Origin of the sequence: Alcaligenes sp. Lyrl_28 (assembly GCF_051948705.1) — a bacterium.
Taxonomy (GTDB): Bacteria; Pseudomonadota; Gammaproteobacteria; order Burkholderiales; family Burkholderiaceae_B; genus Alcaligenes; species Alcaligenes ammonioxydans.
The window spans coordinates 64,811-87,970 of the sequence record NZ_JAYJLG010000005.1; the positions used below are offsets into that span (position 1 = coordinate 64,811).

At 58.7% G+C, this 23,160-nt stretch carries 26 protein-coding genes; 5 read left to right on the forward strand and 21 right to left on the reverse strand.

All coding sequences use genetic code 11. The features are described from left to right. Positions 1 to 95: 95 nt before the first annotated feature. The 4 genes from VF694_RS12580 to dctP form a co-directional block, all read right to left on the reverse strand. Positions 96 to 299: a hypothetical protein gene (locus VF694_RS12580; protein WP_440164500.1), complete on the reverse strand. Its 204-nt coding sequence runs from the start codon at positions 297 to 299 to the stop codon at positions 96 to 98. A 35-nt stretch (positions 300 to 334) separates the two neighbouring features. Continuing rightward, a complete protein-coding gene (locus tag VF694_RS12585; protein ID WP_131071161.1) occupies positions 335 to 1,657 on the reverse strand; it encodes a TRAP transporter large permease in 1,323 nt (440 codons plus the stop codon). A 2-nt stretch (positions 1,658 to 1,659) separates the two neighbouring features. Beyond that, on the reverse strand, positions 1,660 to 2,184 hold the full coding sequence (locus VF694_RS12590; RefSeq protein ID WP_003804904.1) for a TRAP transporter small permease: 525 nt from the start codon (positions 2,182 to 2,184) through the stop codon (positions 1,660 to 1,662). A gap of 131 nt (positions 2,185 to 2,315) precedes the next feature. Further along, on the reverse strand, positions 2,316 to 3,290 hold the full coding sequence (dctP, locus tag VF694_RS12595; RefSeq protein WP_039944037.1) for a TRAP transporter substrate-binding protein DctP: 975 nt from the start codon (positions 3,288 to 3,290) through the stop codon (positions 2,316 to 2,318). Positions 3,291 to 3,499: 209 nt separating this feature from the next. Between dctP and VF694_RS12600 the strand changes: the two genes are divergently transcribed. Further along, the gene (locus VF694_RS12600; RefSeq protein ID WP_003804908.1) at positions 3,500 to 4,180 is read left to right on the forward strand and encodes an HAD family hydrolase; all 681 of its coding nucleotides are present in this window, start codon (positions 3,500 to 3,502) and stop codon (positions 4,178 to 4,180) included. Between the two features lie 111 nt (positions 4,181 to 4,291). Here the strand turns inward: VF694_RS12600 and VF694_RS12605 are convergent, their stop codons facing one another. The 12 genes from VF694_RS12605 to thpR form a co-directional block, all read right to left on the reverse strand. Beyond that, positions 4,292 to 4,633 carry a hypothetical protein gene (locus VF694_RS12605; protein WP_003804912.1) on the reverse strand — a complete coding sequence of 114 codons (342 nt, stop codon included), beginning with the start codon at positions 4,631 to 4,633 and terminating at the stop codon, positions 4,292 to 4,294. A gap of 4 nt (positions 4,634 to 4,637) precedes the next feature. Beyond that, positions 4,638 to 5,273, reverse strand: coding sequence for an ABC-type transport auxiliary lipoprotein family protein (locus tag VF694_RS12610; protein WP_003804913.1), 636 nt, complete (start codon positions 5,271 to 5,273; stop codon positions 4,638 to 4,640). Beyond that, a complete protein-coding gene (locus VF694_RS12615; RefSeq protein WP_003804915.1) occupies positions 5,270 to 6,187 on the reverse strand; it encodes an MlaD family protein in 918 nt (305 codons plus the stop codon). The genes VF694_RS12610 and VF694_RS12615 overlap by 4 nt, the downstream gene beginning before the upstream one ends. Then, positions 6,187 to 6,984: an ABC transporter ATP-binding protein gene (locus VF694_RS12620; RefSeq protein ID WP_131071160.1), complete on the reverse strand. Its 798-nt coding sequence runs from the start codon at positions 6,982 to 6,984 to the stop codon at positions 6,187 to 6,189. Before VF694_RS12620 ends, VF694_RS12615 begins: the two co-directional genes overlap by 1 nt. Beyond that, positions 6,978 to 8,114: an ABC transporter permease gene (locus tag VF694_RS12625; RefSeq protein ID WP_003804920.1), complete on the reverse strand. Its 1,137-nt coding sequence runs from the start codon at positions 8,112 to 8,114 to the stop codon at positions 6,978 to 6,980. Before VF694_RS12625 ends, VF694_RS12620 begins: the two co-directional genes overlap by 7 nt. Positions 8,115 to 8,178: 64 nt before the next feature. Then, positions 8,179 to 8,997, reverse strand: coding sequence for a peptidylglycine monooxygenase (locus VF694_RS12630; protein ID WP_336580026.1), 819 nt, complete (start codon positions 8,995 to 8,997; stop codon positions 8,179 to 8,181). A 17-nt stretch (positions 8,998 to 9,014) separates the two neighbouring features. Continuing rightward, positions 9,015 to 10,310, reverse strand: a complete 1,296-nt coding sequence (locus VF694_RS12635; RefSeq protein ID WP_131071158.1) for a TRAP transporter large permease — start codon at positions 10,308 to 10,310, stop codon at positions 9,015 to 9,017. Then, positions 10,303 to 10,794 (reverse strand): TRAP transporter small permease, encoded by a 492-nt coding sequence (locus VF694_RS12640; protein WP_003804924.1) that lies wholly within the window; start codon positions 10,792 to 10,794, stop codon positions 10,303 to 10,305. The genes VF694_RS12635 and VF694_RS12640 overlap by 8 nt, the downstream gene beginning before the upstream one ends. A 15-nt stretch (positions 10,795 to 10,809) precedes the next feature. Next, positions 10,810 to 11,778, reverse strand: a complete 969-nt coding sequence (locus VF694_RS12645; protein ID WP_003804925.1) for a TRAP transporter substrate-binding protein — start codon at positions 11,776 to 11,778, stop codon at positions 10,810 to 10,812. Between the two features lie 37 nt (positions 11,779 to 11,815). Further along, positions 11,816 to 12,490, reverse strand: coding sequence for a DUF4286 family protein (locus VF694_RS12650; protein ID WP_003804927.1), 675 nt, complete (start codon positions 12,488 to 12,490; stop codon positions 11,816 to 11,818). A 197-nt stretch (positions 12,491 to 12,687) separates the two neighbouring features. Next, a complete protein-coding gene (locus VF694_RS12655; protein WP_003804930.1) occupies positions 12,688 to 13,626 on the reverse strand; it encodes a LysR family transcriptional regulator in 939 nt (312 codons plus the stop codon). Then, positions 13,623 to 14,222: an RNA 2',3'-cyclic phosphodiesterase gene (gene thpR, locus VF694_RS12660; protein ID WP_440164506.1), complete on the reverse strand. Its 600-nt coding sequence runs from the start codon at positions 14,220 to 14,222 to the stop codon at positions 13,623 to 13,625. Before thpR ends, VF694_RS12655 begins: the two co-directional genes overlap by 4 nt. Before the next feature lie 350 nt (positions 14,223 to 14,572). On the opposite strand from thpR, the gene VF694_RS12665 reads away from it, so the two are divergent. Beyond that, positions 14,573 to 14,821, forward strand: coding sequence for a GlsB/YeaQ/YmgE family stress response membrane protein (locus VF694_RS12665; protein WP_003804935.1), 249 nt, complete (start codon positions 14,573 to 14,575; stop codon positions 14,819 to 14,821). A 239-nt stretch (positions 14,822 to 15,060) separates the two neighbouring features. Further along, positions 15,061 to 15,504 (forward strand): DUF488 domain-containing protein, encoded by a 444-nt coding sequence (locus tag VF694_RS12670; protein ID WP_003804938.1) that lies wholly within the window; start codon positions 15,061 to 15,063, stop codon positions 15,502 to 15,504. Between the two features lie 11 nt (positions 15,505 to 15,515). Here the strand turns inward: VF694_RS12670 and VF694_RS12675 are convergent, their stop codons facing one another. Genes VF694_RS12675 through VF694_RS12695 form a run of 5 tightly spaced genes read right to left on the reverse strand, consistent with a single transcriptional unit; the run spans position 15,516 to position 20,495 of the window. After that, entirely contained in the window at positions 15,516 to 16,964 is a 1,449-nt protein-coding gene (locus VF694_RS12675; RefSeq protein ID WP_003804942.1) for a DUF3482 domain-containing protein, read from the reverse strand. Continuing rightward, on the reverse strand, positions 16,961 to 18,367 hold the full coding sequence (locus tag VF694_RS12680; RefSeq protein ID WP_440164508.1) for a DUF2868 domain-containing protein: 1,407 nt from the start codon (positions 18,365 to 18,367) through the stop codon (positions 16,961 to 16,963). Before VF694_RS12680 ends, VF694_RS12675 begins: the two co-directional genes overlap by 4 nt. Positions 18,368 to 18,382: 15 nt before the next feature. Further along, the gene (locus VF694_RS12685) at positions 18,383 to 18,880 is read right to left on the reverse strand and encodes a TPM domain-containing protein (protein ID WP_003804945.1); all 498 of its coding nucleotides are present in this window, start codon (positions 18,878 to 18,880) and stop codon (positions 18,383 to 18,385) included. Between the two features lie 17 nt (positions 18,881 to 18,897). After that, the gene (locus tag VF694_RS12690; protein ID WP_003804947.1) at positions 18,898 to 19,854 is read right to left on the reverse strand and encodes a TPM domain-containing protein; all 957 of its coding nucleotides are present in this window, start codon (positions 19,852 to 19,854) and stop codon (positions 18,898 to 18,900) included. Between the two features lie 20 nt (positions 19,855 to 19,874). Further along, on the reverse strand, positions 19,875 to 20,495 hold the full coding sequence (locus VF694_RS12695) for a LemA family protein (RefSeq protein WP_003804948.1): 621 nt from the start codon (positions 20,493 to 20,495) through the stop codon (positions 19,875 to 19,877). 427 nt (positions 20,496 to 20,922) lie between these two features. Here VF694_RS12695 and VF694_RS12700 point away from each other — a divergent pair, with 427 nt between their 5' ends. Continuing rightward, positions 20,923 to 22,386 (forward strand): DEAD/DEAH box helicase, encoded by a 1,464-nt coding sequence (locus tag VF694_RS12700; RefSeq protein WP_003804950.1) that lies wholly within the window; start codon positions 20,923 to 20,925, stop codon positions 22,384 to 22,386. A 64-nt stretch (positions 22,387 to 22,450) separates the two neighbouring features. Continuing rightward, positions 22,451 to 23,074, forward strand: a complete 624-nt coding sequence (locus tag VF694_RS12705; RefSeq protein ID WP_003804951.1) for a LysE family transporter — start codon at positions 22,451 to 22,453, stop codon at positions 23,072 to 23,074. The last annotated feature ends 86 nt before the right edge of the window (positions 23,075 to 23,160 follow it).

Genomic DNA, 23,160 nt, shown 5'->3' on the forward strand with positions numbered 1-23,160 from the left:
ACTACACACAAGCTAAAGACGTGGGGCTTATGCGCTCAAGCCTCAAAAACTGACCTGAACACTGTCGGCACACACAACCTGCGTCCTACTCGCCTCTAAAAGCGATCCCAGCGACAGGCAGAAAGATCGTTAAAGCGCTTGTGCGCCGCCCCCACATCAATCACTTTGCTGCACATAAATAGGCAGCAAGAACGATCAACGCTATTGAGCATAAAAAAACCCCAGTTTGGCATCTGCCGAACTGAGGTTTTTTGTTTGAGCGTTGTATCCAGACTCTGGCTTTCTTCGCGGAACAACATGCTTGTTGTCCCGCTTTCAGACTGCCTGCTCTGCCTTAGCCGATCAGGCCTGGCAGGCCGATGGCAATCCAGGGCACGAACAGGACCAGGGCCAGAATGCCGATCTCGATGACCAGGAAGGGCACGGCGGCACTGTAGATGTGAGGCAAGCGGATGGACGGAGGTGCCACACTTTGCATCACGATCAGCAACAGACCAAACGGCGGGGTCAACAAGCCGATTTCCAGTGCAATCAGAATCATCACTCCCAGCCAGACGGTGTCCACACCAGCGGCCAATGCCAAGGGCATGAAAAAGGGCAAGGCGATCATCATCATGGAGATCTGATCGAGCACCATGCCCATCACCAGCAGCACCAGCAACATGCAAATGACCAACACGAAGGGCGACAAATCATAGTCTTTGATCAAGCCCAAAAAGCCAGCGCTGGCGCCCGAAAAGCTCAACAATTGGGCAAAAGTGGTCGAGGCCGCCAGAATAAACAGGATCACCACCGATACTTTGGCCGTTTCGATCAGGCTCTTCCACAAGGCTTTGAGCGTCAGGGCGCGGTAAGCAATGGTTGCCAGCACCGAGGCGACCACGCCAATGGCTGCTGACTCTGTGGGCGAAGCCCAGCCGGCCAGCATGGAGCCCACCACCGCGATAAAGATGCCCAGCAAAGGCACCACATTCAGCACAAAGGGCTTCCACAGGGCCCAGCCCTTCAGACGTGTGGCAGGATCGTCATCGCTCATCGGTGCATCTTGCGGACGCAGGCGGCTACGCACGACCACATAGGCCAGGAAACCGGCCGCCATCAACATGCCGGGCAAAATACCGCCAATCAGCAGGCGCTCGATCGAAATGCCGGCCAGACTGCCCAGCATCACCGCCAGTGCCGAAGGCGGAATCAGCATGGCGATACCGCCCACGGCCATGATGGGGCCCATGGCCATGGTAGGGTGATAGCCGCGACGCAGCATTTCAGGCAGCATCACACCGCCCATCATGGCCGTATTGGCAATCGACGAACCCGACAGGGTGGCAAACGTCGTCCCTCCCAGAATACTGACGATGGACAATTTGCCCGGCACGCGCGAGATCATGCGTTCAATCGAGTCGATGGCCTTAAAGGCCAGACCAGTATGAAACAGCACCTCCCCCATCAAGACAAACAAGGGAATGGGGGTGAGCGAAAAACTGCCAATGGAAGCGGTAGTATTCCGTGCCCACTGAGCCAGACCGGCCGCTTCGCCCAGAAACAACCAGGCTCCCAGCAAGTTGACGGACAGAAAGGCAAATACCACCGGCGTGCCGATGGCCATCAGAAGAAAAAGCGATCCCAGCAGCAGGATCAATGCCATTTGCCATTCCATGCTCAGGCTCCTTGCGCCGCGGAACGCGAAATCAGACGACGAAAGAATTCCAGTGCCAGCAAGCCCGCCCCGAACAGCAAAGGCAGATTGAGCCACCACTCGGGAAAGATCAGCGCTTTGAAAACCATGGCGCCTTGCTCGTGCGAATCCAGCGCCACCAGGGCACATTGCCAGGCCAGTGTGCCGCAAACACCCAGTCCAAGCAGGTTCGAGAGCAGATCCAGACCGCGCTGGGCAGAAGCTGGCAAGGTGTTGAACAGCACATCAATACGAATATGACCGCCCAGGTACAGCACCCAGGGGGCTGCCACAAAGGTGGCGATAATCAGCATGTACTCGGTCACCTCCACGCTGGTCGAGAGCGCGTCGTAACCCAGGTTTCGCAATATCACGTCAGCACAGACCAGCAGGCTCATCAGCCCGAAAGTCACGGCTGCCACGGCACCGCAGGTATGCATTAAAAGGGCGTAAGGACGCCCCCACGTCGGGTTGGAAGGCTGGCCTTCCGGGGCTGTTGCAGCAGACATCGCGTCTTCTCCGCAGGTCAAGGATCACTGAAAGGGCGGGCATCATATCGCCCGTAGGGCGCCATCAAAAAGTGGACACTGTCCGCAAGGGGGCAATGTCCACTGTCCAACAGCGTCAACAACTATCTGCGTTAAGGCTGGTAACCACCAAACAGTTCGCGCAGTTGCGCGGCGTATTTGGGGCTGGATTTGTCGATACCGGCCCAACCAGCTTCATACGCCTTGGTTCGCAAGGCACGAGCAACGTCCGGCTCCAGAACCAGCGCCTGCACACCGGCCTGCTCAGTGGCGGCTTTTTCCTCCACCGCCATCTGGTGTTCAGTCACGTTTTGCGACTCCATCCACTCGATCTGTTTGCGCATGAAGGCTTTTTGCTCTTCATCCAGTTTTTCCCAGCTCTTCTGGTTCATGAAGAAACCCACTTCCACGTTATAGAAGCCGGGTTCAACACGGTATTTGGTTTTTTCATGCCAGCCCATTTCCATCACACCCACTGACGGCCAGCCATACCCGTCCACCACGCCACGCTCCAACGCGGTATAGACCTCGCCGGGTGGAATCTGCAAGGGAGTAGCACCGATTTCACGGAAGAAAGACAGGTACACCGGCACGCCACGCAGCTTAAAGCCCGACAGGTCCGCCGAAGTCACCGGCTTGTTGGTGTAGATGTGGTATTGCAGGCCATCGGTAGTGCGGGCCAGCCAGGTGATATTGGCTTTTTCACGGTGAATCTTGTCCATCAGCTCGTAGCCGCCATTCTGGCGCAGCTCGCTCATGGGTTTTTCCGTCAGCGTCAGGGCCAGCGCCTCTGGCACCAGGTTGGCATGAAAGACAGCGGTTGTATTGGCAAAATCGATCACGCCCGAACGCAGGGCATTGCCGACCTCAAAAGGAGGAATGGCTTCCGGGCCACCAATGACGTTGATCTGTACCAAGCCCTTGCCTTCTGCGTTGACCTTGTCAACGAATTGCTTGAACCGCTTGGTAAAGAAGGTGTCCATCGTAAAGACAGATACCGCCTTGAGCGTGACTTCCGCCGCCTGCGCGCCAGCCATTCCCAATGCCAGCAACGCTGCTGCCACCACTCGAGTTGTTTTATGAACCATGACGGAACTTCCGCAGTAAGGTTTATTGATTATGAAATTTTAGTTTAGATATAAATATATCAATAATCAATTATTTATGAGTCGGGGTTTTCACTAGGCCGGCAGATCCCCTGCCGGTACTCAGGAGTCCACGCCGCGCCGTGCCTGCTCGGCATCCGCCTGCGGTATCATCACAGACTTCAAGTTTTATTGGCTAAAAGGTATTACTGATGACATTTTCCGCTGTGCTGTTTGATTGTGACGGTGTGCTGGTAGACAGCGAGCCCATCACGGTTCGCGTGCTGCGGGACATGTTGCAAGAGGAAGGCTGGGTGATGAGCTACGAACAGTGCTACGACTGGTTCATTGGCAAAGCCCTGCCCGACGAGCTGCCGACCGTGCGAAAAATGACGGGTAAGGACCTGGATATGGAATGGGTGATGGCCTTTCGCATGCGCCGCAACCATGCCTTGAGCAATGAAGTCATGGCCATTCCCGGCATCCAGGACACTCTGGATGCCATTTTGCGCGACAAGCCCGGCATGATTGCCTGTGCCTCCGGGGCAGACCGAGCCAAGCTGGTACTGCAACTGGGACAAACGGGACTGCTGGATTATTTTGGCAGCCATATCTATAGCGGCGCCGAGACCCCCCGCAACAAGCCTTACCCGGATGTGTATCTGGCCGCTGCGCAGGGTTTGGGTGTAGACCCCAAGGAATGTCTGGTCGTGGAAGACAGTGTTACAGGCGCGACAGCAGGCCTGGCCGCCGGGGCGACTGTCTTGGGTTACTGCCCGGTCCCCGACAAACAAGAAGATCTGCGCCGCCTTGGCGTGCGGGACACCTTCCGTCGTATGGATGAATTACCGGCCTTGATCGCTAGGCTGGAGCACGAACGCGTACAGGGTTAAACCTTCATGCAGCCATGAAAAAGGCGCGGCGTAGCGAGCCGGACTCAAAAACGACGTGTGCCCTTTCTTTTTCTGGACTCCTCGCTTCTACCGTGCCTTCCTGTCCGTGGCTTAATCTTCCAGATGGAAGGTATGCAAAATACGATGCATCACGGGCGTAATAATCAGCCCGAACGTGGCGACCAGCACCAGACTGATATATGCGCCATAAATCGCAAAAAAAACTTTGCCAGCCCAGGTCTCGGGCAGAGCCATGGGGCCAAGTCCCCCCACCATCATGGCTGCATTCAAGGCCGCATCGTGCCAGGGCACATTCTCTTCAAACCACATATGGCCCAGTGCACCCAGCATCAGGGAAAAAGTTACAAAAACGATACCAATCAAGGTATGCATCAACAGGCGTTTGGCAAACTGCCAACCCGTAATCAAGGGCTGATCGCGTGACTCGTACATATCATTAAAACGTCTCGGTCTGAACCGTCAAAGAACCCAACCACTGGCTGACCTGCAAGGACAGGGCATCGGCAGCCTGCCCAAAAGCATCAACCACCTCAGGCACCGCCGTGCCGTCCACCTCCTGCTGAACCACAAATCGACGGGTCTGGATCAACTGGCCAGAACGCTGGTCACGCAACAAGGCATCAAGCTGAATGCGTACCCGTGGCGCACCCTGTACATACTCGACCTGGAAGGCTCCCAAGGTACCTCCCAGCTCGATATCGGCAATCACGGACTCGCCTTCCAGCACCACGGCCCGGAACTGTGCGGCGTCACGCAAGCCATCGGCCAGACGATTGCGCAGCAGGGCAGGCGCATCATCCCCCCATCGCACGCCTTTATACGCGCTTAATTCGTTGCCTTGAGGCAAAACTGTAATACGCGAACTGGCCAGCAAACGATCCGCATGAGGGCGATTGACCTGAATAATCAATTGCTTGTGCGAAGCACCGGCTTGCTGGGCGCTCAGCGCTGCCGCCGGAAGCTGATAGTAGGTCAGGGGCTCGGACTGAGGCAGAACCGAGCAGGCCGTAGACAAGGCGGCCAGACCAACTACCGATGCCTTTAGCAAACGATGCACAATCGTGGGCATCATGGTGTGAACTCCTGTAATTTGTCGCGACCCAAGAGGTAACCGGTCGGATTTTCTTCCAGACGGGAGGTAACGGCCCGGAACCCGGCCAGTACCTGCCGCAACTCACGCAAGGCAGGCTCGATCTCGGTCAAACCCTGGGCCCCGCGGCCAATAGCGGCCGAGTTCTGTTCCAGCAGCTTGTTCAGGCTTTGAGTGGCGCGGCTGAAATCTTCCATGGATTTCTGAATCGCATTCATGGCCTGCGTACCCTGACGATCCACAAGCCCCTGCGTGGACGAGAGCAGGCGAGTGGCCTGTTCGCTGGCCTGGGACAGCTCTTTTACCAGGGCCGGCACGCCTTCACTGGCCTTCGAGAGCTGCCCCATCAAGGCTTCCAGCTGTTGCAAACTGGCAGAAAGCGATAATGAGTTCTCGGACGACAAGAAGGTATTGGCGTTATCCAGCAGCCGGGAGATCTGTGCCATCAGCTCCTCGCCCCCGGCCATTAATTGAGCCAGTGGAGAGGGCGAGGCCACAATGGTAGGCAAGCCGTCATCCTGGGCCTCCAGCAAGGGACTGTTAGGCGTGCCGCCGCTAAGCTCAATCACGGACTGGCCGGTAATGCCGGCCAGCGCCAGGCGAGCCTGGGTATCTTCGTGAATCGGGATCGCAGCCTGAATCGTCACTTGCGCCCGCACACGCTGCAAATCATTCGGGTCCAGGCGCAAATGCCGCACCTCGCCCACACGCAAGCCGTTGTATTGCACGGCACTGCCACGTGACAAGCCACGCACACCTTCCAGAAAGACAATATCGTAATCACGGGTCTCGGCATCCTGCCCCGACTTGGCCAGCCAAAGCGAGAAAAAGACAGCAGCGATCGCCACTACCAAGGTAAAGACCCCGATCAATACATGATGGGCACGCGGTTCCATTAACAATGCTCCTGACGACGGCTTTGGGCCTGTTGGGCGGCCCGTCCCCGTGGACCGTGGAAATATTCCCGAATCCAGTCGTTATCAACCTGCTCTACATGGGCCAGCGTGTCGTTGACCAACACACGCTTTTGCGCCAGCACGGCGACCCGGTCACAAATGGTGTAGAGCGTATCCAGATCGTGTGTAACCAGAAAAACGGTCAGACCCAACGCATCGCGCAAGGTCAGAATAAGCTGGTCAAAATCCCCCGCGCCCACAGGGTCCAGACCGGCCGTGGGTTCGTCCAGAAACAGGATTTCCGGATCGAGTGCCAGGGCACGCGCCAAGGCGGCGCGCTTGATCATGCCGCCAGACAGCTCGGCCGGATATTTGGTCGCCGCATTGGCGGGCAAACCGGCCAGTGCCATTTTCATGGCGGCGATATGCTCGGCCGATGAGCGGGACAGACCGATATGCTCGATCAAGGGCATCGCAATATTCTCGACCACGGTCAGCGAGGAAAACAGTGCCCCTTGCTGGAACAGAACCCCTAGACGGCGCTCCAGCCGCGAACGGTCTTCGGGCGTCAGAGAACCGATTTCCTGATCAAAAATGCGAACCGTGCCCCCATTGGGCGGGCGCAAACCTAAAATGGCGCGCAGCAGTACCGACTTACCCGTACCGGAGCCCCCCACCACGCCGACGATCTCACCGGGGTAGACGTCCATATCCAAATGCTCATGCACGACGTGATCGCCAAAGCGATTGTCCAGATCACGCACTTGAATAATGGGACGAACGGCAGCCTCTACCATCCCATCTCCATAAAGAACAGCGCGGCCAAGGCATCGATCAAAATGACGATAAAGATGGATTGCACCACGGCCGAGGTGGTGTGCTCGCCCACAGACTGGGCGCTGCCAGTGACCTTGAACCCTTCCTGACAGCCAATGACCGCGATCAGAAACGCGAAGATCGGCGCCTTGGCCATGCCCAGCACAAAGTGTCGCAAATCAATATCCTGATTGAAGATATTGATGAACATGGTCGGCGAGATATCCAAAATCAGGGCGCACACCAGTGCGCCACCAAAAATCCCCGCCAGCATGCCCACAAAGGTCAGGATAGGCATGGCCAACAACATGGCCAGCACCCGGGGGATGACCAGAATCAGCATGGGATTCAGCCCCTGGGCGCGCAGAGCATCAATTTCTTCATTCGCCTTCATGGAGCCAATTTGCGCGGTAAAGGCGCTGGCAGTACGACCCGCCATCAAAATGGCCGTCAGTAGCACCGCGAACTCTCGCAGGAAGGAAAAACCGACCAGGTTGACGGTGTAGATCGTGGCGCCAAAATCCGCCAGCACCGTCGCGCCCAGAAAGGCGATCACTGCACCGACCAAAAACGTCAGCAGGGCCACGATGGGCACTGCATTAAATGCAGTTTCCTCCAGTTGCGCCACAATCGAGGTCACCCGCCACTGACTGGGCCGCAGCAGATTGCGGATCAGCGTTTCCAGCGTCAGGCCGATGAAACCCAGGAGCTCGCGCATATTGCGCGAAATGTGGACCATGGACAGGCCCACCCGCTCGAACAGATCCGTGATGCCCCAGCGGGGCGCAACCAGATGGCGCTGATCCATGCGACTCATCGCCTTGGCGACGGTTTGCAATAACTGATGGCGCTCTTTGGACAAGCCTTGGGCCGTATCCAGAGCCACCTGCACACGCTCGGCTCCGAGCCACTCGCACAGCACCTGAGCACCGGTGGTATCCAGCGACTTCAAGGCGCTGAAATCCAAGGACCACGGGCCCTGCTTGTCACCGAGCGAGCGCAAACTGCTTTGCAACGCTTCGTAGTGACGCAAGGACCAGTCGCCTAGCAATTGCAGCTGACCAGAGGAGTCTGTACGGACATACAGAGACGCAGACGTATTCATGCGCATAGTCTAATGGATTTGCGCTGACCGCTTCCATAGCGCCAACTACTTTTTCATGCTTTGTGGATAATTAAACGGGCTGTAAGCAAGTCAGGCAATCAGGCAACATTTCTGCTATATAAATCCGTCCGTCCAGCGCGGTGGTCAAACCATGCCCATACACGCCCTGCACCCGACAACGCCCCAGCAAGATGCCCGAATCCGGATCAAACCGTGACAGGCTCGCGGTCTGGTCGCTGACCAGAACGGAACCGTCGGTTTGTACGGCCACGGCCATTGGCTTGTACAAGGGGCGCAGTTCCCCCAGATAACGACCTTGTACATCCAGATGCTGGACGCGATTGTTTTCACGGTCAGCCACCCAGACCGAACCGTCCGCCGCGCCGGCCAGCATATGTGGCGTGCTGAACTGCAAAGGCCCCGGGCCCGGCGCGCCCAGCGCAGCCAGCCACTGACGCTGCGGGTCAAAGCGATGCACCACGGTATTGCCATAGCCATCGCTTACCCACAAGCCTCCCCCTGCACATTCAATCGCATGGGTGGGGTGGTTGAACGGTTCCTGCCAACGCGGCTGCTCCGGCATGCCCAGCCGCCATTGCTCATGGCCCTGGCCGTCCAGAGCAACAACCTGATGCCCATCGACATCCGTCACCAACACGCCGCCCTGCGGACGGGCGCTGATGTGATGCGGGCACAGCATATCGTCCAATGGCCAGCGGGCCGATACCTGTCCATCCGGAGTGAGCACCAGCACACTGGCCGGACGGCGCAGCAACGCCGCAATACGCCCATCAGAGAGCACCGCCACGCTGGTGATGCTGCCCACATCGGCCTGCGTCCAGGCGCGCTCCACTTTATAGCGTTGCGCTCCCAGGCTGACATAAGCCATAGTCATCTCCCCCCCCTTTACATCGCGTTAGGCAAGACCATGACGATTTGCGGGAAGATCGTCACCAATACGGTGGCCAGCACCAGCAACAAGAAAAAGGGGAAGGCCATGCGCACCAGCTCAAACAGGTTACGGCCGGTAATCCCCTGAATCACGAACAGATTGAAACCGATGGGCGGAGTGATCTGGGCCATTTCCACAGTCAAAATCAGATAGACGCCAAACCAGATCGGGTCGATACCGGCCGCCATCACAGCGGGCAACAAGACCGACGTGGTCAGCACCACAATGGAAATGCCATCCAGAAAGGCGCCCAGAATGACGAAAAACACCGTCAAGACGGCAATCAGGGCGTATTGGCTCAAACCCAAGGAACCAATCCAGGCAGCCAGATTGGCAGGCAGGCCGGTAAAGCTCATGGCGCTGGTCAGGTAGGCGGCCCCGATCAAAATAAAGGAGATCATGCACGAGGTGCGCGCAGCGCCTAACAAGCTGGCCGTAAAGGTTTTCCAATTCAGGGAACGCCCCACCGCGGCAATAAGCAAGGAACCAATGACACCGAGCACAGCCGCTTCCGTGGCCGTTGCAATACCACCGTAAATTGAACCGATCACAGCCACAATCAACAAGACCACCGGCAAGAGCAGACGCAGGCGCCGTACTTTCTCACCCAGGCTTAATTGCTCGGTTGCCGCCGGCACCCGATCCGGATGACGTATGGACCAGATTGCGATGTAGGCCGAAAACAGGCACATCAACAAGATACCGGGCAATACCCCGGCCACAAACAGGCGGATGATGGAAACCTGAGCGGCCACGGCGTACACAATCATCACGATCGAGGGGGGAATCAGCAGGCCCAGGGTACCGGCGCCGGCCAGCGAGCCGATACTGATGCTGTCGTCATAGCCTCGTGCTTTGAGCTCGGGCAAGGAGATGCGGCCAATGGTGGCAGCCGTGGCAGCCGAAGAACCACTGACTGCCGCGAAAATGCCGCAACCTAAGGTATTGACATGAACCAGACGACCCGGCAAACGCTGCACCCACGGCCCCAGCCCGCTGAACATATCTTCCGCCAGCCGGGTCCGATACAGAATCTCCCCCATCCAGATAAACAAGGGCAGGGCTGTCAGGGCCCAACTAGCCGAGGAGTCCCAGGCTTTAGTGGCAAAAATAATGCCCGCCGGTGCATCTGCATACAAAAAAATAGACAAGATACCGCAAGCGATCAGGACCAGCGCCACCCACACGCCACTGGCCAGCAAGGCAAGCAGAGCCACAAACAAGACGATTGCCTGAGATAAATCAGCCATGTTCCGTTGCCTCCAATTCTTGACCCTGAACCACACGCAGCAGACGCCGCAACAACATCAGGGTCAGCAGACCCAAACCAACAGGCATGCCCAGTTGGGGAATCCACAGGGGCACCGCGACCATGCCCTGAGCGACTTCCTTGTACACAAAGGACTCATACACAAAATGGGCCGTCTCCCAGGTACACCAGGCGGCCAGCAACAGCCCAATCAGCGTGGCCAACAATTCGTAAGGGCGCCTGAGGTGCTCGGGGATCACCTGCAACAACAAAGAGACGCGGATATGATCGCCCTGCAGCATGGCGTAGGGCAGCGCCAGAAAAATCGACGCTGCCATAAACCATCCTGCGAAGTCGTCCGACGCCGGTATTTGCATGGAGAACAGGCGCGCCACAATCTGCGCCGTCACCACTACCCCGATCAGGCAAAGAAAGAGTGCGGCCAGTGCGCCGCATACTCTGGCCATACGCTCCAGCACAATCATGGACGCACTCCTGATTTAGGGCTGACGGTAAGTATCAAGCAGCTTCTGGCCGTCGGCCCCCGCTTTCTTCAGCCATTCTTCGGTCATGGTCTGGCCGATAGCCTGCAACTGCGCAGCCAGCTTGTCGCTGAGCGGGCCGACCACCATGCCTTTATCGGCCATGGTCTGGGTCAGCTTGGACGTCTGTTCACGCGACATCGCCCAGCCACGCTGCTCAGCCCGTTCCCCAGCTTCCAGCACGGCTTTTTGCACGTTCTCGGGCAGGCGTTGGAACGCGCGCTTATTCACAATCACAAAGCTTTGCGGAATGAACACCTGCGCGTCGTAGTAATACTTCACGTAGTCCCAGGCCTGTGAATCCACGCCCGTGGCCGGCGAGGTCAGCATGGCATCAATAATGCCGGTAGAAAACGCCTGTGGCACCTCAGGTGTTTGCACGGTGGTGGGCACCGCCCCCATCAAGGAAACCAGGCGACTGGTGGCCGGACTGTAGGCACGGAAACGGACGCCAGCCAGATCCGAGAGCTGCTCCACCGGTTGTTTGGTGTAAATGCCTTGTGGAGGCCAGGGGGAGCCATAGACCAGCACGATGCCTTGCTTGTCCAGGCGCTCGGCCAGAAACGGACGGGTGGCTTTCCACAGCTTTTCCGACTGGTCAAAGGATGAGGCCAGGAAAGGCACGCTGTCGACTTCAAACAAAGGATCTTCGTTGCCGATGGCCGCCACCAGCATCTCCCCGGCCTGCACCACACCTTGCTGAACGCCACGCTTGACCTCGGGACGCTTGAGCAGCACCGAGTTCGATTGCACATTGATATTCAACTCGCCATTGGTCGCCGCTTTGATATCGGCCGCGAACTCACGCGCATTCTGTGTCAGAAAGTTGTTGTCAGGCTGCTCGGTGCTCATGTTCCAGTTGGTGGCCGCCTGCGCGGTCCCTGCCAACGCCAGTACGCAAGCCATGGAAAGTAATTTTTTAATCATGATGTCGCTTCTCCCAAGAATTGAGGTGATAGCCGTCTTATGAACGGCTCGCATTCAGATCCCGTGACTGCAGATCCCACAACAAAGAAAACTCGGATACATCGTTCGTTGCCACGCCCAGATCCTGCTGCAAGCGGGCGGCCAAGACATGCGCAGCCTCCGGGGTGGTCAGATCCGCCACCAGATACGGGTCCAAACGACGCTGCTGCGTATCTTCGGACGGCAGGGGGGTCGAGAGCTCGGGATCAGGCGTGAGCACACGCAAGGCCACCAAACCATCCACCTGTTCCAGATAGGCCGCACTGTGACGGGCCAGGCTTTGCTGATGTGCACGTTCAGGCAGACGCACCAGCAAAACATGTGAGCCCGTACCGGCCCCGCCCAGCACGCTCACCGCCATCACGCGGCGCTGGGTATTGCTCATGCGCGCAAAGTTGGTATTGGACCAGTCTGTCTGCTGCTCAAATGCTTTTCGATATTCGGGGGTACCAAAGACCCGCAGGGACTCGGTGCGATACAGGGCCAGATACTTGCGCCCGACCCCTTGACGCACATAACGTCGCGACCATTGAAAGCCCGGTATGGCCGCACGCTCGGCCATGTGCTCGCGCTCATACCATTGATTGAAATCCCGCTCATGTTCCGGGGCGATATCTGTCCAGATGAACAACTCCCCCGGCGCATCACGATCCGTACGAAAAATAGCAGACACGACAGCTCTCCCGAATCAAAGTCATTGCACACGCTTTGTGGGAGTGTCCAACGGCTGCCGGGCAGAGACCAAACGGTTTATTTCAACCTGGAGCAATCGGAAAAAGCGATCAGTTCTAGCGAATGGCGCGAGATATAGCTTATCAAGCAAGCGCGGCGGTCGTACACCTGTACGGGCAAGGGGAAAACCCTCAAAGGCTAGATGGCAAAAACACGCGTGTCTGGCGGGGGTAAAGCCAGACCTGGATGCTCGGCAGCAAAATGATGCATGCGCTCCAGCGCTACCCCAATGACGGCCTGAGCCGTTTGCGTCAAGGGATCGGGTCGCCAACTGGCCACCAGACGCAAGTCCGGCAAGGCATGCTCACAGACGATTTCCTGATACAGCCCACTGTTGAGCTGACGACTGACCGCCGCCAGGGGCAAGGTCGCAATACTGGGTTGTGCCTCGATCAGTTGCATGCTGGCGGCAATGGAAGAGACATAATGAATCCGGGCCTGATCTACCGGCAAGGGGTCAAGCAACTGCACCAAGGCCAGATGGGGCTGCGAGCCGCGAGGGAAGGTGACCAAGGGCCAGCGTTGGACCAACTCCTGCAAGCCACTACGGACCGGCATGCTCTCATCGGCCATGCACACCCAGCCCATACGCATCGACCCCATGGGCAGATTGCGTATGCCATCGCCCATGATGGGATCGGTCTGCAAGGCCACATCAATCGTTCCGCGTTTGAGCAGGTCATGAAGGCGCAACGTGGATTCAGCAGTCAGCTCAATTTCCAGTTCGGGATACAGGGCATGCAATTGGCGAATCAGGTCCTTGAACCAGGTATGCACAATGGACTCGACCACCCCCAGACGCACACGGCCGCTCAAGCGGCTGGAACCTGCCAGGGCCTCGCGCAGATCGTGCTCCATGCCCAGCATCTGCTCGGCGTACTGCATCAGTTTTCGCCCGGCGGGAGTCAAACGCAAATCCCGATGACCGCGCTCAAACAGGGTTTTCTGAAACTCGCTCTCCAGGGCTGCAATCCGTCCCGACACCGCAGCCTGTGTCAAATGCTGCTTGTTCGCGGCCGCCCGAAAACTGCCCAAGCGAGCAATCCAGATGAAGGTTTCCAAAAAACGAATATTCATGCACCTGTCCTTTCTGAGCCCATCATGGCGGCAAGATGATATTGGCTCCGCTGTTCACAGGGAACGGACACAATCAAGCCAGCACCATCACCGACAAAAGCCTGGGGCGACAACCTATGGCCATGCGCTCGGCCCGCCACAATCTGCGCATGTCTCAGCAAGGACACGTGCGGTCGAAAAGGGCGCGGAGGCTGTGCCCAGCCCAGCCCGGTCAAGCTGGACCAGATTGCCTCATGCCACTGTTGCAGGGCATCCAGAGCCTGCTTTTGCGAGTCGTCAGGACCGGCCCACACCACCCTGGGCTTTTCAAACACATCCCGTACGGTCAGATCCAGCTTGATATCCGGCACCGTCCATCCAGCCATTCGTGTCGCCAAGGACTGCAGCGCCGACACGGGGCTGCTATCGAGAAAAGCCAGGGTTAAGTGAAAGTGATCAGACTGCATCATCCGTCCACCATACAGGGCCTGGGCCTGACGGGCCTGTTCGGCCAGCCAGGCCCGGGTTTGCGCATCGGGCCACCAGCCGATGAACGCACGCATAGCGTGTTCGGCATCGCACTGCTTCAGGTCCAGAATGGGCAAGGGAATCGTCATCAGCACACCCTCAAACAAGGCAGGTTAAACAAGAACGGGCAGGCTCAGGCCACCCCCTCAGTGACAGCGCACACCTCTCGCTTTACCCCATCGTAGCGCTGTCCGCGCAAAATTCCGGTGAAAGCCCACCGACAGCCAGAGTCACGGGCAAAGGGAAATAGCCGGTTCTTCGCAAGGCTGCGCGACATTCGCACACTAGCAGCAGCCCGGATAAGGATCATCCATTTACAAAGCCTGACGTTTTTAACGGTTTCAGATACGCAAAACGATAGACGTGCAAAAACTCCCTACCTAAGATAGACCCAGCGGTCTGAACCTATGACCGGCAAACACAGAACAGGAGTAGAACGATGGGTATTATCTCCATGATTGTTGTGGGCTTTATCGTAGGTTTGCTGGCGCGGGCGATCATGCCTGGCGACCAGAAGATGGGATGGATAATGACGTCCATCCTGGGGATTGTCGGCGCATTTGTAGCCGGCTATCTGGGTCAAGCCATGGGCTGGTACGTCCCCGGCGAAGGCGCTGGCTGGATCGGTTCCATCGTGGGTGCCATCATCGTCCTGTTTATCTACGGCCTGGTCAGTAAGAAGGCGTAAAGCGCCACACGTACCCCCCAACACTGCAGCAGCCTTGACGGCCAGGTGGTTGAGACCTGAACCTCACCCTCGCACGGAAACGGGCTACACAAGTCCGGGAAGCTGCTGCAGCTTGCTGCTTGCCTTTAGCAGCCGCATTCACCGCCGCTTGTTACTGCGGCGGCCCCGACGCACAGAAGCAGAAAACGACCAGCCATCGCGACTGAGCGCCAGGACACCCGACGTTCCCGGAGCCTGTCATGCCTTACATCATCACCTTGAATCGCGTTTACGATGCCATCCATGCGTCTTCCGGCAAGGCTGCCCGTGTCCTGACAGACCGTCTCTGGCCACGCGGCCTGCGCAAAGAAGCGTTGGGCGATATCCAGTGGCTGCACGAAGCCAGCCCCACACCGGAGTTGCGCAAGGGTCTTCATAAAGGCGACATTTCCCCTGAGCAATTTCAGCGCCGCTATCAACAACAGTTGGAGCAGGACCCCGACGCCTTGCTGCCCTTGATGACGCTGGCCCGCAAAGGCGAACTGCAATTGCTAAGCGCCGCCCATGACCCACACACCTCGTATTTGACGGTGCTAAAACAGGCCGTGCTCAACGCATTGGCCAACGAGGACCGCATCCATGACGCAAGGGAACCCAGCTCGCCGGTCTGTTATGCCCACTTGCCACGCGAGGAAAAGGAATAAAGCCGACTGCGTTATCGCTGTGTCTGCCCAACCGAGCTGGCCCCTGGCGCATTGCGCGCTCCCAGCAAGTGCTTGACCAGGCTCTGCACACAGGCTTCACGCCGCGAATCCGGCGCGTAGTCATTGCGCAAGGCGGACCAGGTCGGATGAATCCGAGCCTGCGCCAACTCCTCAGGCAGGCTTTGCGCACGCCAGACATTCAATTCCCGCTGCAAGGCCTGATCGAAATCCTCAGCATCAATTTCGCCCAGCCGAATAGGCGTTTGCGCCGCGTGACCGCGCCGCTCCAGAGCCGCAATCAAACTGAGCTGGCGCACCGCTAACAGGCGCAGCACCGCGTCATCCACACTTAACTCGGTCTCGCCTCGCAGCCTGCCCATCAAGCGCTGGCCCCACTTGTCCGCGCCTTGCCACAAACCGCCGGCCAGTGCGCCCAGAACCGTTCCCGTTCCCAGACTCAAGCCACCAGTCATCACATCCAGTGTCGCACCGGCCATGGCGCCAGCCGCCACGCCCTTACCCAACTGCACCCCAAACTCTTTCAAGGCCTGGGGATCAAACAAATCCATACCCCAACGGCCTCCCTCAAAATGCAGCAGATCTGCCACCACATCCTGACGGCCAAAGCTGTAGCGTCTGAGCAAAGCCTGAACACTCTTGGCCTCGCGTGCCAGGACCGGCTCCCGTAACTGCTGCACCGCCAAGGCCATGGATTCCTTGTCCGAGGGCGTACTCACTCGCCAGGCGGCCACATCAATCAGCAACTCTGCCAACAGCCGCAGGGCATCCCGACGCCGCAAGGCCGCCTGCTGGGCCAAATCCATTTTCAGATGTTGCAACACCCCGGCCTGCGTCTCCAGCAATACCGCCAGCTTGTCGTACAGCAACGCTTCGCCATCCAGCGCTGGCGCTACCGTATCGAACTCTGCCAAGGCATGCAGGCCCAAGCGGGCCAAAGCACTACGCCATTCCTGCACCCGAGCCTGCGGGCTGCGCACGAAGTTCAGAACAGGCAGCAAAGGCCGCCCGCTATAGGCGAGCAGCGTCAGCTCATCTTTATGCTTGCTCAGCACAGGATCGCGTGCATCCACCACGTATAAACCGGCATCACAGGACTGCAACTTACGCAGCACGCGAGCCTCTTGTTCAAAGCGTCCCTGCGCCGCGGGGGACTCCAGAAAGCGCCGAATCCGTTCCGGCCCATCAATACGCTCCCCAGGCTGGCTCAGCTGATCCATAAAGTCCAGCAAAGCCATGCTGTCTTCCAGGCCGGGGGTATCAAACAGCTCTACCAGAGCCTCGTCGTCCACCGTCAGCCGGGCTCCTTCTACATGCCGTGTGGTGCCGGGACTGTTGCTGACCTGACCAAAAGCGGCGTCCCGGGTCAGGGTGCGCAACAAGGAGGTCTTGCCGGTATTGGTATGGCCCACCACCGCCAGCGTCAAAGCCGCAGCATTCATGAAGGCTCCTTCAAAGGCCGGTCAGGCCATTGATCGTGTATCTGTCCCGGCGCAAAACCGGCCGCCACCAAGCGTTCATGCCAGCTGCGACGGCGTGCCTGCTCAGGATCGGCCAAGGCCTCATCCAGCAAAATGACATCGGACTGCTGGGCCAACTGCGCCCATTCCACCAAGGTGGCGACCACACCCCGATCCGGGGTCTGGGCAGCGTCACACACCATCAACAAATGACGAGGGCTCGCTGACTGCAGGCGGCCCAAAATGGCCAGACGCTCGGCCCGTGAATCCACGCGACCCAGATCCTGCATGTCCTCCTGGATAAAGGCAGGCGGCCAACGGTGTTCGGGCGGCAACTCCAGCCCCACCACACACAGAGCATGAGCCGCTAAAAGAGCGCCGGGCTCATTGTGAATCCGGGCGACTTTGTCGGGCGAGGCCAGTTCGTCTACGCCCGTAGGCTCACTGGCAGGCATCAGGCGCGGGCGCAATTCCGCCAGACCCGGCAAACTGTCGTCCAAGCTCAGTCGCGCCGTGTGTGTACGCCATTGCCACAGGCTCCAGGCCAGGGCCAGCACACGAGGCAGCAGGCCATACGTGACCACCACACCCAGCAACCAGCTGGACCAAAGGGCCTGAGCCTGGGCATCCAGCATGTGCAAGCCATCGCTGCTACGTATGGTGAGGGTATCGGGCAAGGTAAAGCCCAACAAGGACGGCAGGACGCCCAGGCCTTCAACCAGCCAGACAAAGGTCTCTGGCGTCAAAAGCGTGGTTTCCCAGTTGAAGTGATAGCGACGCGAAGCCAGCAATAACAGCAGGGTGCTCAGGGCCGACAGGAAGGCCAACACCCACAAACCATGGCTGATCAATCCCGCCAGCCAGAACTGACTGCCACGGCGCGCCAACACGGCGGCAAAAGCCTGCGGCACCAGACTGGCCTCGCCTTTGACGAAGCGGCGACTCAGCCACCACCACAGATCGCCAGCCCAACTGCCAGCGCCGGTCGTTTTCCCCGACAAGGCCAGACTGAGCAACCAGAAAATAAAAGTCAGAACATGCAGTCCCAACAAGGCTCCTACGGCCGTGACCACATTAACGGCACGACGGCCATCGCCCAAGGCACCGGCTGCGGTCGCAGCACCGGCCAACACCGCCAGCACGGCCATCGCGACCATCAGAAGACGCGCCACGCGCCACCAGCGACTCCAGGCCTGCTCCAACCCGTCACGTTGAGCCAGAGCCAGGGCTCGCGCCGTTACGCGTCGAGCAAATGAGCCACCCGCCGCCCGTGCACGTCGCGACTCCGAGAGGTCTTCAAGGGGCCCCCACAGGGTCTCACGCAAACGTATGGCTTCAACCAAGGTTTGTTGCTGCCAGGAGCCGACAGGGGCAGACGGTTTCATGGCCCTGGGCCCCCTTTACAGCAGCACAGGTTCATCAGGCAAGGCATTGACGCGCGCATCATTCGGATCATGCGCCGGCGCGCCTTGCTGCAACACCGCCTCAATCGCCTCCACCGCCGTCAGCAAGCCAGACAGATATTCGCGGGCCGCCAGATCCTTTTCCAACTCTCGGCAGATCCGCGCCCACTGGGCCGGGTCGGCCTGGATGCCACGATCCGCAATGATGTGGATATGCCGCTGCCCCAGAGCCAGATACAACAGGACACCGGAATTGAGCGGCGTATCCCATACACGCAAACGACCGAACACCTCCAGGGCACGTTGGGCACTGTCCGCTTCGTGCGCCGGCAGGACGGCCTCGATCGCCACCACCAGCTCGCCACTATGGTTCTGTTCACCCTTGCGAATCTGTTCAGCCAGATGGCCCAGCATTTCCGCGTTGAAATGACGTCGGCGCAGCCATTGGCCGTGCACCGATGCCCAGCCCGACAACTCTTTCCAGTTCACACTCATGTTGCTCCCCTGTGGCCTTACCAGCTACCGGAGGCGCCACCGCCTCCACTGCCGCCACCACCACCGCCGCTGCCACCGCCAAAGCCGCCAAAACCCCCACCGCTGCTGCCGCCATTGCCGCCAAAACCGCCCGAGGAATAACCGCCCAGGCCTCCAATGACGCCGCCACGACGCGAAGCACGCCCGGAGCTGGACTTGCCGCCTGCCCCAAAGAGTCGGCCAATCATGCTCAAACCCGCACCAACGACGGCGGCCAGCAAAGCCAGACCAATACTGCCCGATACCACCAGCGTGAACACCCCCGCGGCAAAGGCCGCAAACAAGGGCGAAGCAAAAAACACGATCGCGCCGACGGCCAGCAAAGGCTCCCAGAACACCCCATCTTCCCCGGACGAAGTGACAGGGGCATTTTTAGGGGGCGGGGGCAGTTCCTCGCCGTTGACCAGCCCCACCAAACTATCCGTCGCAGCCTGAATGCCGGCGTAGAAATTGCCTTCGATAAAGCGAGGGGTCATTTGTTCTCGGATGATGCGGCCAGCTTGCAGGTCTGTCACCGCGCCTTCCAGACCATAGCCAGTCTGGATACGCATGCGACGATCATCTTTGGCCACCAGCAGTAAGATGCCATCGTCCACTTTCTTGCGACCGATCTCCCACTGATCAAAAACACGCAGGGCGTATTGCTCGATCGTTTCTTCACCCGTGGTGGGCACCATCAGGATCACCACCTGTGCGCCTTTTTCCTGCTCCACAGCCTTGAGCTGCTGGTTCAGGGCCTCTTTCTGCTCCGCGCTCAGGGTGCCGGTGGTGTCCGTCACCCAACCGGCAATGGCGGGAATCGGCTCGGGTTTGGCCTGCGCCTGGCCCCACGGCCAGCACAACATCAGCAAAACCGTCAGCAGACAGACCCAAACCAGCCTGCCTGTCCGTACAGACCCAAGCCCGGTCGTCGGTGCAAGATCGGACACCTTCATGGCACCCCCTCCAGAGTCACTCAATACCCGGCAGGAGCCGGTGTCGCAGGAATATCAAATTTGACTTCGGGGTCACGCGTGATTTCGCTCTGACGATCCACCCCATAGTTTTCCTTGACCTTGTAGCCAAACAGCTTGGCGGTAATCAGGGTAGGGAACTGGCGAATGTACAGGTTGTATTCCTGCACTGCCTGCACGTAACGACCGCGCTCGGTGGCGATACGGTTTTCCGTGCCTTCCAGCTGCGTCATCAAATCACGAAACAGCCCGTCGCTTTTGAGCTGCGGATAGTTTTCCGAGACCGCGATCAGGCGCGACAAGGCTGAGGACAACTGGTTCTGTGCTTCCTGAAAGCGCGCCATGACCTCGGGATTATCAATATCCTCGACTTTCATCTGTATGGTGCCCACCTTGGCGCGCGCCTCGGTAACCTGCGTGAGTACCGTGCGCTCATTGACCATATAGGCATTGACCGAGCTGACCAGCTTGGGCACCAGCTCGGCTCGGCGCTCGTATTGATTCAAGGTTTGCGACCACGCGGCCTTGACCTGCTCGTCCAGCCGCTGGATCTCGTTATACCCACAACCCGACAGCAAGACCGCCATGCTGCTGATAAAGACCCATCGAATCCATGATGTCATGATTTTTTTCCTGCAAAAATAAGCAGATAAACAACAAAAACAGGTTACACCCCATTTGCCAGGGCACGTGCCCAAACCCGTCAGGCAGTGCGTGCACGCCAAGCGTAAACCGCGTACTGCAGCATAACAAGTGCGTCTATGGCGGTGCTTAACAATTTCTGTCAAATCCGCCGTGCCCGCCACGCTGACCTTTTAGCCTTGAAACAGGTTGTTTTAACGCGACCGCGCAAAATGATACAAGATGGTCAATGAGGATTTTTACTGATTTCACGCTATAATGTCAGATTGCGCAGCGCACCAATCACTGCGCCTCTTGCAGCAGGCGGCGTTCTTGCCCCTGCCGTGGCATTGTCGCCATAAACAAAATACCTTAGCCTGGATTGGTAGGGCCCCGAAGAGGGCTTTTGGGCTAGTCACTGGAAAATTCTTGGACTCTCAAATCACTTTTGCCGCCCTTGGGCTGGCAGAACCTCTGTTGCGTGCTGTAACTGACGCAGGCTATACCCACCCCACTCCTATTCAGGCCCAGGCCATCCCCAAGGTCATTGAAGGGGGCGACTTGCTAGCCGCTGCGCAAACCGGTACTGGCAAAACGGCCGGCTTTACCCTGCCTATCCTGCACCGCCTGCTGAACAACCCTCAGCAAAACCGCAAACCCGGCCGCCCACGCGCGCTGATTCTTGCCCCAACCCGTGAACTGGCCGCCCAGGTCGAGGAATCGGTCCGTCTGTACAGCCAGCACACCCGTCTGCGCTCGATGGTCATGTTTGGTGGCGTGAACATCAACCCCCAGTTCCATGCCCTGCGCAAACCGCTGGACATTCTGGTGGCCACCCCTGGCCGCTTGCTGGACCACGTGCGTCAGCGCACAGTCGATCTGACCGGCGTGGAAATCCTGGTGCTGGACGAAGCCGACCGCATGCTGGACATGGGCTTTATCCGCGATATCCGCAAGATCATCAGCCTGATGCCGGTAGAGCGCCAGACCCTGCTGTTTTCGGCCACCTTCTCGGACGAAATCCGCGAACTGGCCCGCGGTTCGCTCAACAACCCTGACGAAGTGGCCGTTGCTGCCCGCAACACCACCAACGAACTGATTACCCAGCAAGTGATTCTGGCGGAACAGGCGCACAAGCGCGATCTGCTCAGCCACATCATCCGCGAAAGCAGCTGGAATCAGGTTCTGGTGTTCTGCCGCACCAAGCACGGCGCTAACCGTCTGGCTGAAAAACTGTCGAAAGACGGCATGGCCGCCGAAGCCCTGCACGGTAACAAGAGCCAGGCGGCTCGTACCCGTGCTCTGGCCGGTTTCAAAAATGGCAAGGTCGTGGTGCTGGTTGCCACTGACATTGCCGCGCGTGGTCTGGACATTGACCAACTGCCTTACGTGGTCAACTTCGAGTTGCCCAACGTGCCGGAAGATTACGTTCACCGTATTGGCCGTACGGGCCGTGCCGGCAGCGAAGGCGTGGCCTTGTCCTTGGTGGATCGCAGCGAAATGCGCCTGCTCAAGCAGATCGAGCGCATGACCCGCAATCCGATCGACCGCATCGTGGTGGAAGGCTGGACGCCTCCTTCGCGCGCTGCTCTGGCCGAAGAAGCCAAGGAAGACACGTACGCAGAGCGTCGCTTCAACAGCGCTCCTGGCGCTCGTGCTCCTGCTGCCCGTCGTCCCAACGGTGCTGGCCAAGCCCGCTCCGCTGAAGGCCGCGGCGGCAATGGTGAAAGCCGTCCGCGCCGGCCTGGCAACGACAACCGCCCACGTCGCAGCGCCGCCCCCGGTGCAGCCGGTGGTGGTGCGGCCCGTGCCGGTCAGGGTCGCCCTGGTGGCCGTCAGGACAGCCGCGGTCCCAACCGCAGCAACCGTAGCGCCGCACAAGCCAAAGCCTAAACTCCGCCAAGGGACTGTGCCTGCCAAAGGCGGGCGCAGTGCCCGCCTTTGAACCGAGCACATCATGGCACTGAGCACCTGGCTCGCCTTTTTCGCGGCTTCCTGGGTCATTTCGTTTTCACCTGGCCCAGGTGCGATTTCCTCCATGTCATCCGGCCTGAAATACGGCTTCAAGCGTGGCTACTGGATGGCGATCGGCCTGAATATCGGCATCATGATTCAGGTGTTCATCATCAGCCTGGGATTGGGACAAGTTATGGCGCGCTCGGAACTGGCGTTCACCACGCTCAAGTGGCTGGGCGCAGCCTACCTGATTTATCTGGGCTGGAAGCAACTGCGCACCGACGCCATGCCGGTACAAGTCACCGGTCAGGCGCCCAGCGACTTTCGCATCCGCGATTTGCTGCTTCGGGGTTGTCTGATCAACATCACCAACCCCAAGGGTCTGGTATTTCTGCTGGCCATCATGCCCCAGTTTCTGGACGTGAATCGGCCGATGCCCTTGCAATACTTGCTCATTGCCCTGACCCTGTGCTTTACGGATCTGGTGGCCATGGGTTGCTACACCTCCTTGGCGGCACGCATGTTGCATGTGCTTCGTCAGGCCAGCCACGTCCGGCTGTTGAACCGCGTGTTCGGTTCGCTATTTATTCTGGCAGGAACGGTATTGGCCAGCGTGTCACGTTAGCCTCGTGCGCGCCTGCGCTTGCCCCCAGGCCCTGCTTTACGGATAATTCGCTCACTGTTTTCCACGCGCCAGACTGGCGCTGCCAC

What these genes read in the sequence shown, in the direction of transcription:
- VF694_RS12580 (WP_440164500.1), bottom strand. Translation starts at nt 299, where the DNA reads ATGTTGTTCCGCGAAGAAAGCCAGAGTCTGGATACAACGCTCAAACAA.
- VF694_RS12585 (WP_131071161.1), bottom strand. Translation starts at nt 1,657, where the DNA reads ATGGAATGGCAAATGGCATTGATCCTGCTGCTGGGATCGCTTTTTCTT.
- VF694_RS12590 (WP_003804904.1), bottom strand. Translation starts at nt 2,184, where the DNA reads ATGTCTGCTGCAACAGCCCCGGAAGGCCAGCCTTCCAACCCGACGTGG.
- dctP (WP_039944037.1), bottom strand. Translation starts at nt 3,290, where the DNA reads ATGGTTCATAAAACAACTCGAGTGGTGGCAGCAGCGTTGCTGGCATTG.
- VF694_RS12600 (WP_003804908.1), top strand. Translation starts at nt 3,500, where the DNA reads ATGACATTTTCCGCTGTGCTGTTTGATTGTGACGGTGTGCTGGTAGAC.
- VF694_RS12605 (WP_003804912.1), bottom strand. Translation starts at nt 4,633, where the DNA reads ATGTACGAGTCACGCGATCAGCCCTTGATTACGGGTTGGCAGTTTGCC.
- VF694_RS12610 (WP_003804913.1), bottom strand. Translation starts at nt 5,273, where the DNA reads ATGATGCCCACGATTGTGCATCGTTTGCTAAAGGCATCGGTAGTTGGT.
- VF694_RS12615 (WP_003804915.1), bottom strand. Translation starts at nt 6,187, where the DNA reads ATGGAACCGCGTGCCCATCATGTATTGATCGGGGTCTTTACCTTGGTA.
- VF694_RS12620 (WP_131071160.1), bottom strand. Translation starts at nt 6,984, where the DNA reads ATGGTAGAGGCTGCCGTTCGTCCCATTATTCAAGTGCGTGATCTGGAC.
- VF694_RS12625 (WP_003804920.1), bottom strand. Translation starts at nt 8,114, where the DNA reads ATGCGCATGAATACGTCTGCGTCTCTGTATGTCCGTACAGACTCCTCT.
- VF694_RS12630 (WP_336580026.1), bottom strand. Translation starts at nt 8,997, where the DNA reads ATGGCTTATGTCAGCCTGGGAGCGCAACGCTATAAAGTGGAGCGCGCC.
- VF694_RS12635 (WP_131071158.1), bottom strand. Translation starts at nt 10,310, where the DNA reads ATGGCTGATTTATCTCAGGCAATCGTCTTGTTTGTGGCTCTGCTTGCC.
- VF694_RS12640 (WP_003804924.1), bottom strand. Translation starts at nt 10,794, where the DNA reads ATGATTGTGCTGGAGCGTATGGCCAGAGTATGCGGCGCACTGGCCGCA.
- VF694_RS12645 (WP_003804925.1), bottom strand. Translation starts at nt 11,778, where the DNA reads ATGATTAAAAAATTACTTTCCATGGCTTGCGTACTGGCGTTGGCAGGG.
- VF694_RS12655 (WP_003804930.1), bottom strand. Translation starts at nt 13,626, where the DNA reads ATGAATATTCGTTTTTTGGAAACCTTCATCTGGATTGCTCGCTTGGGC.
- thpR (WP_440164506.1), bottom strand. Translation starts at nt 14,222, where the DNA reads ATGACGATTCCCTTGCCCATTCTGGACCTGAAGCAGTGCGATGCCGAA.
- VF694_RS12665 (WP_003804935.1), top strand. Translation starts at nt 14,573, where the DNA reads ATGGGTATTATCTCCATGATTGTTGTGGGCTTTATCGTAGGTTTGCTG.
- VF694_RS12670 (WP_003804938.1), top strand. Translation starts at nt 15,061, where the DNA reads ATGCCTTACATCATCACCTTGAATCGCGTTTACGATGCCATCCATGCG.
- VF694_RS12675 (WP_003804942.1), bottom strand. Translation starts at nt 16,964, where the DNA reads ATGAATGCTGCGGCTTTGACGCTGGCGGTGGTGGGCCATACCAATACC.
- VF694_RS12680 (WP_440164508.1), bottom strand. Translation starts at nt 18,367, where the DNA reads ATGAAACCGTCTGCCCCTGTCGGCTCCTGGCAGCAACAAACCTTGGTT.
- VF694_RS12685 (WP_003804945.1), bottom strand. Translation starts at nt 18,880, where the DNA reads ATGAGTGTGAACTGGAAAGAGTTGTCGGGCTGGGCATCGGTGCACGGC.
- VF694_RS12690 (WP_003804947.1), bottom strand. Translation starts at nt 19,854, where the DNA reads ATGAAGGTGTCCGATCTTGCACCGACGACCGGGCTTGGGTCTGTACGG.
- VF694_RS12695 (WP_003804948.1), bottom strand. Translation starts at nt 20,495, where the DNA reads ATGACATCATGGATTCGATGGGTCTTTATCAGCAGCATGGCGGTCTTG.
- VF694_RS12705 (WP_003804951.1), top strand. Translation starts at nt 22,451, where the DNA reads ATGGCACTGAGCACCTGGCTCGCCTTTTTCGCGGCTTCCTGGGTCATT.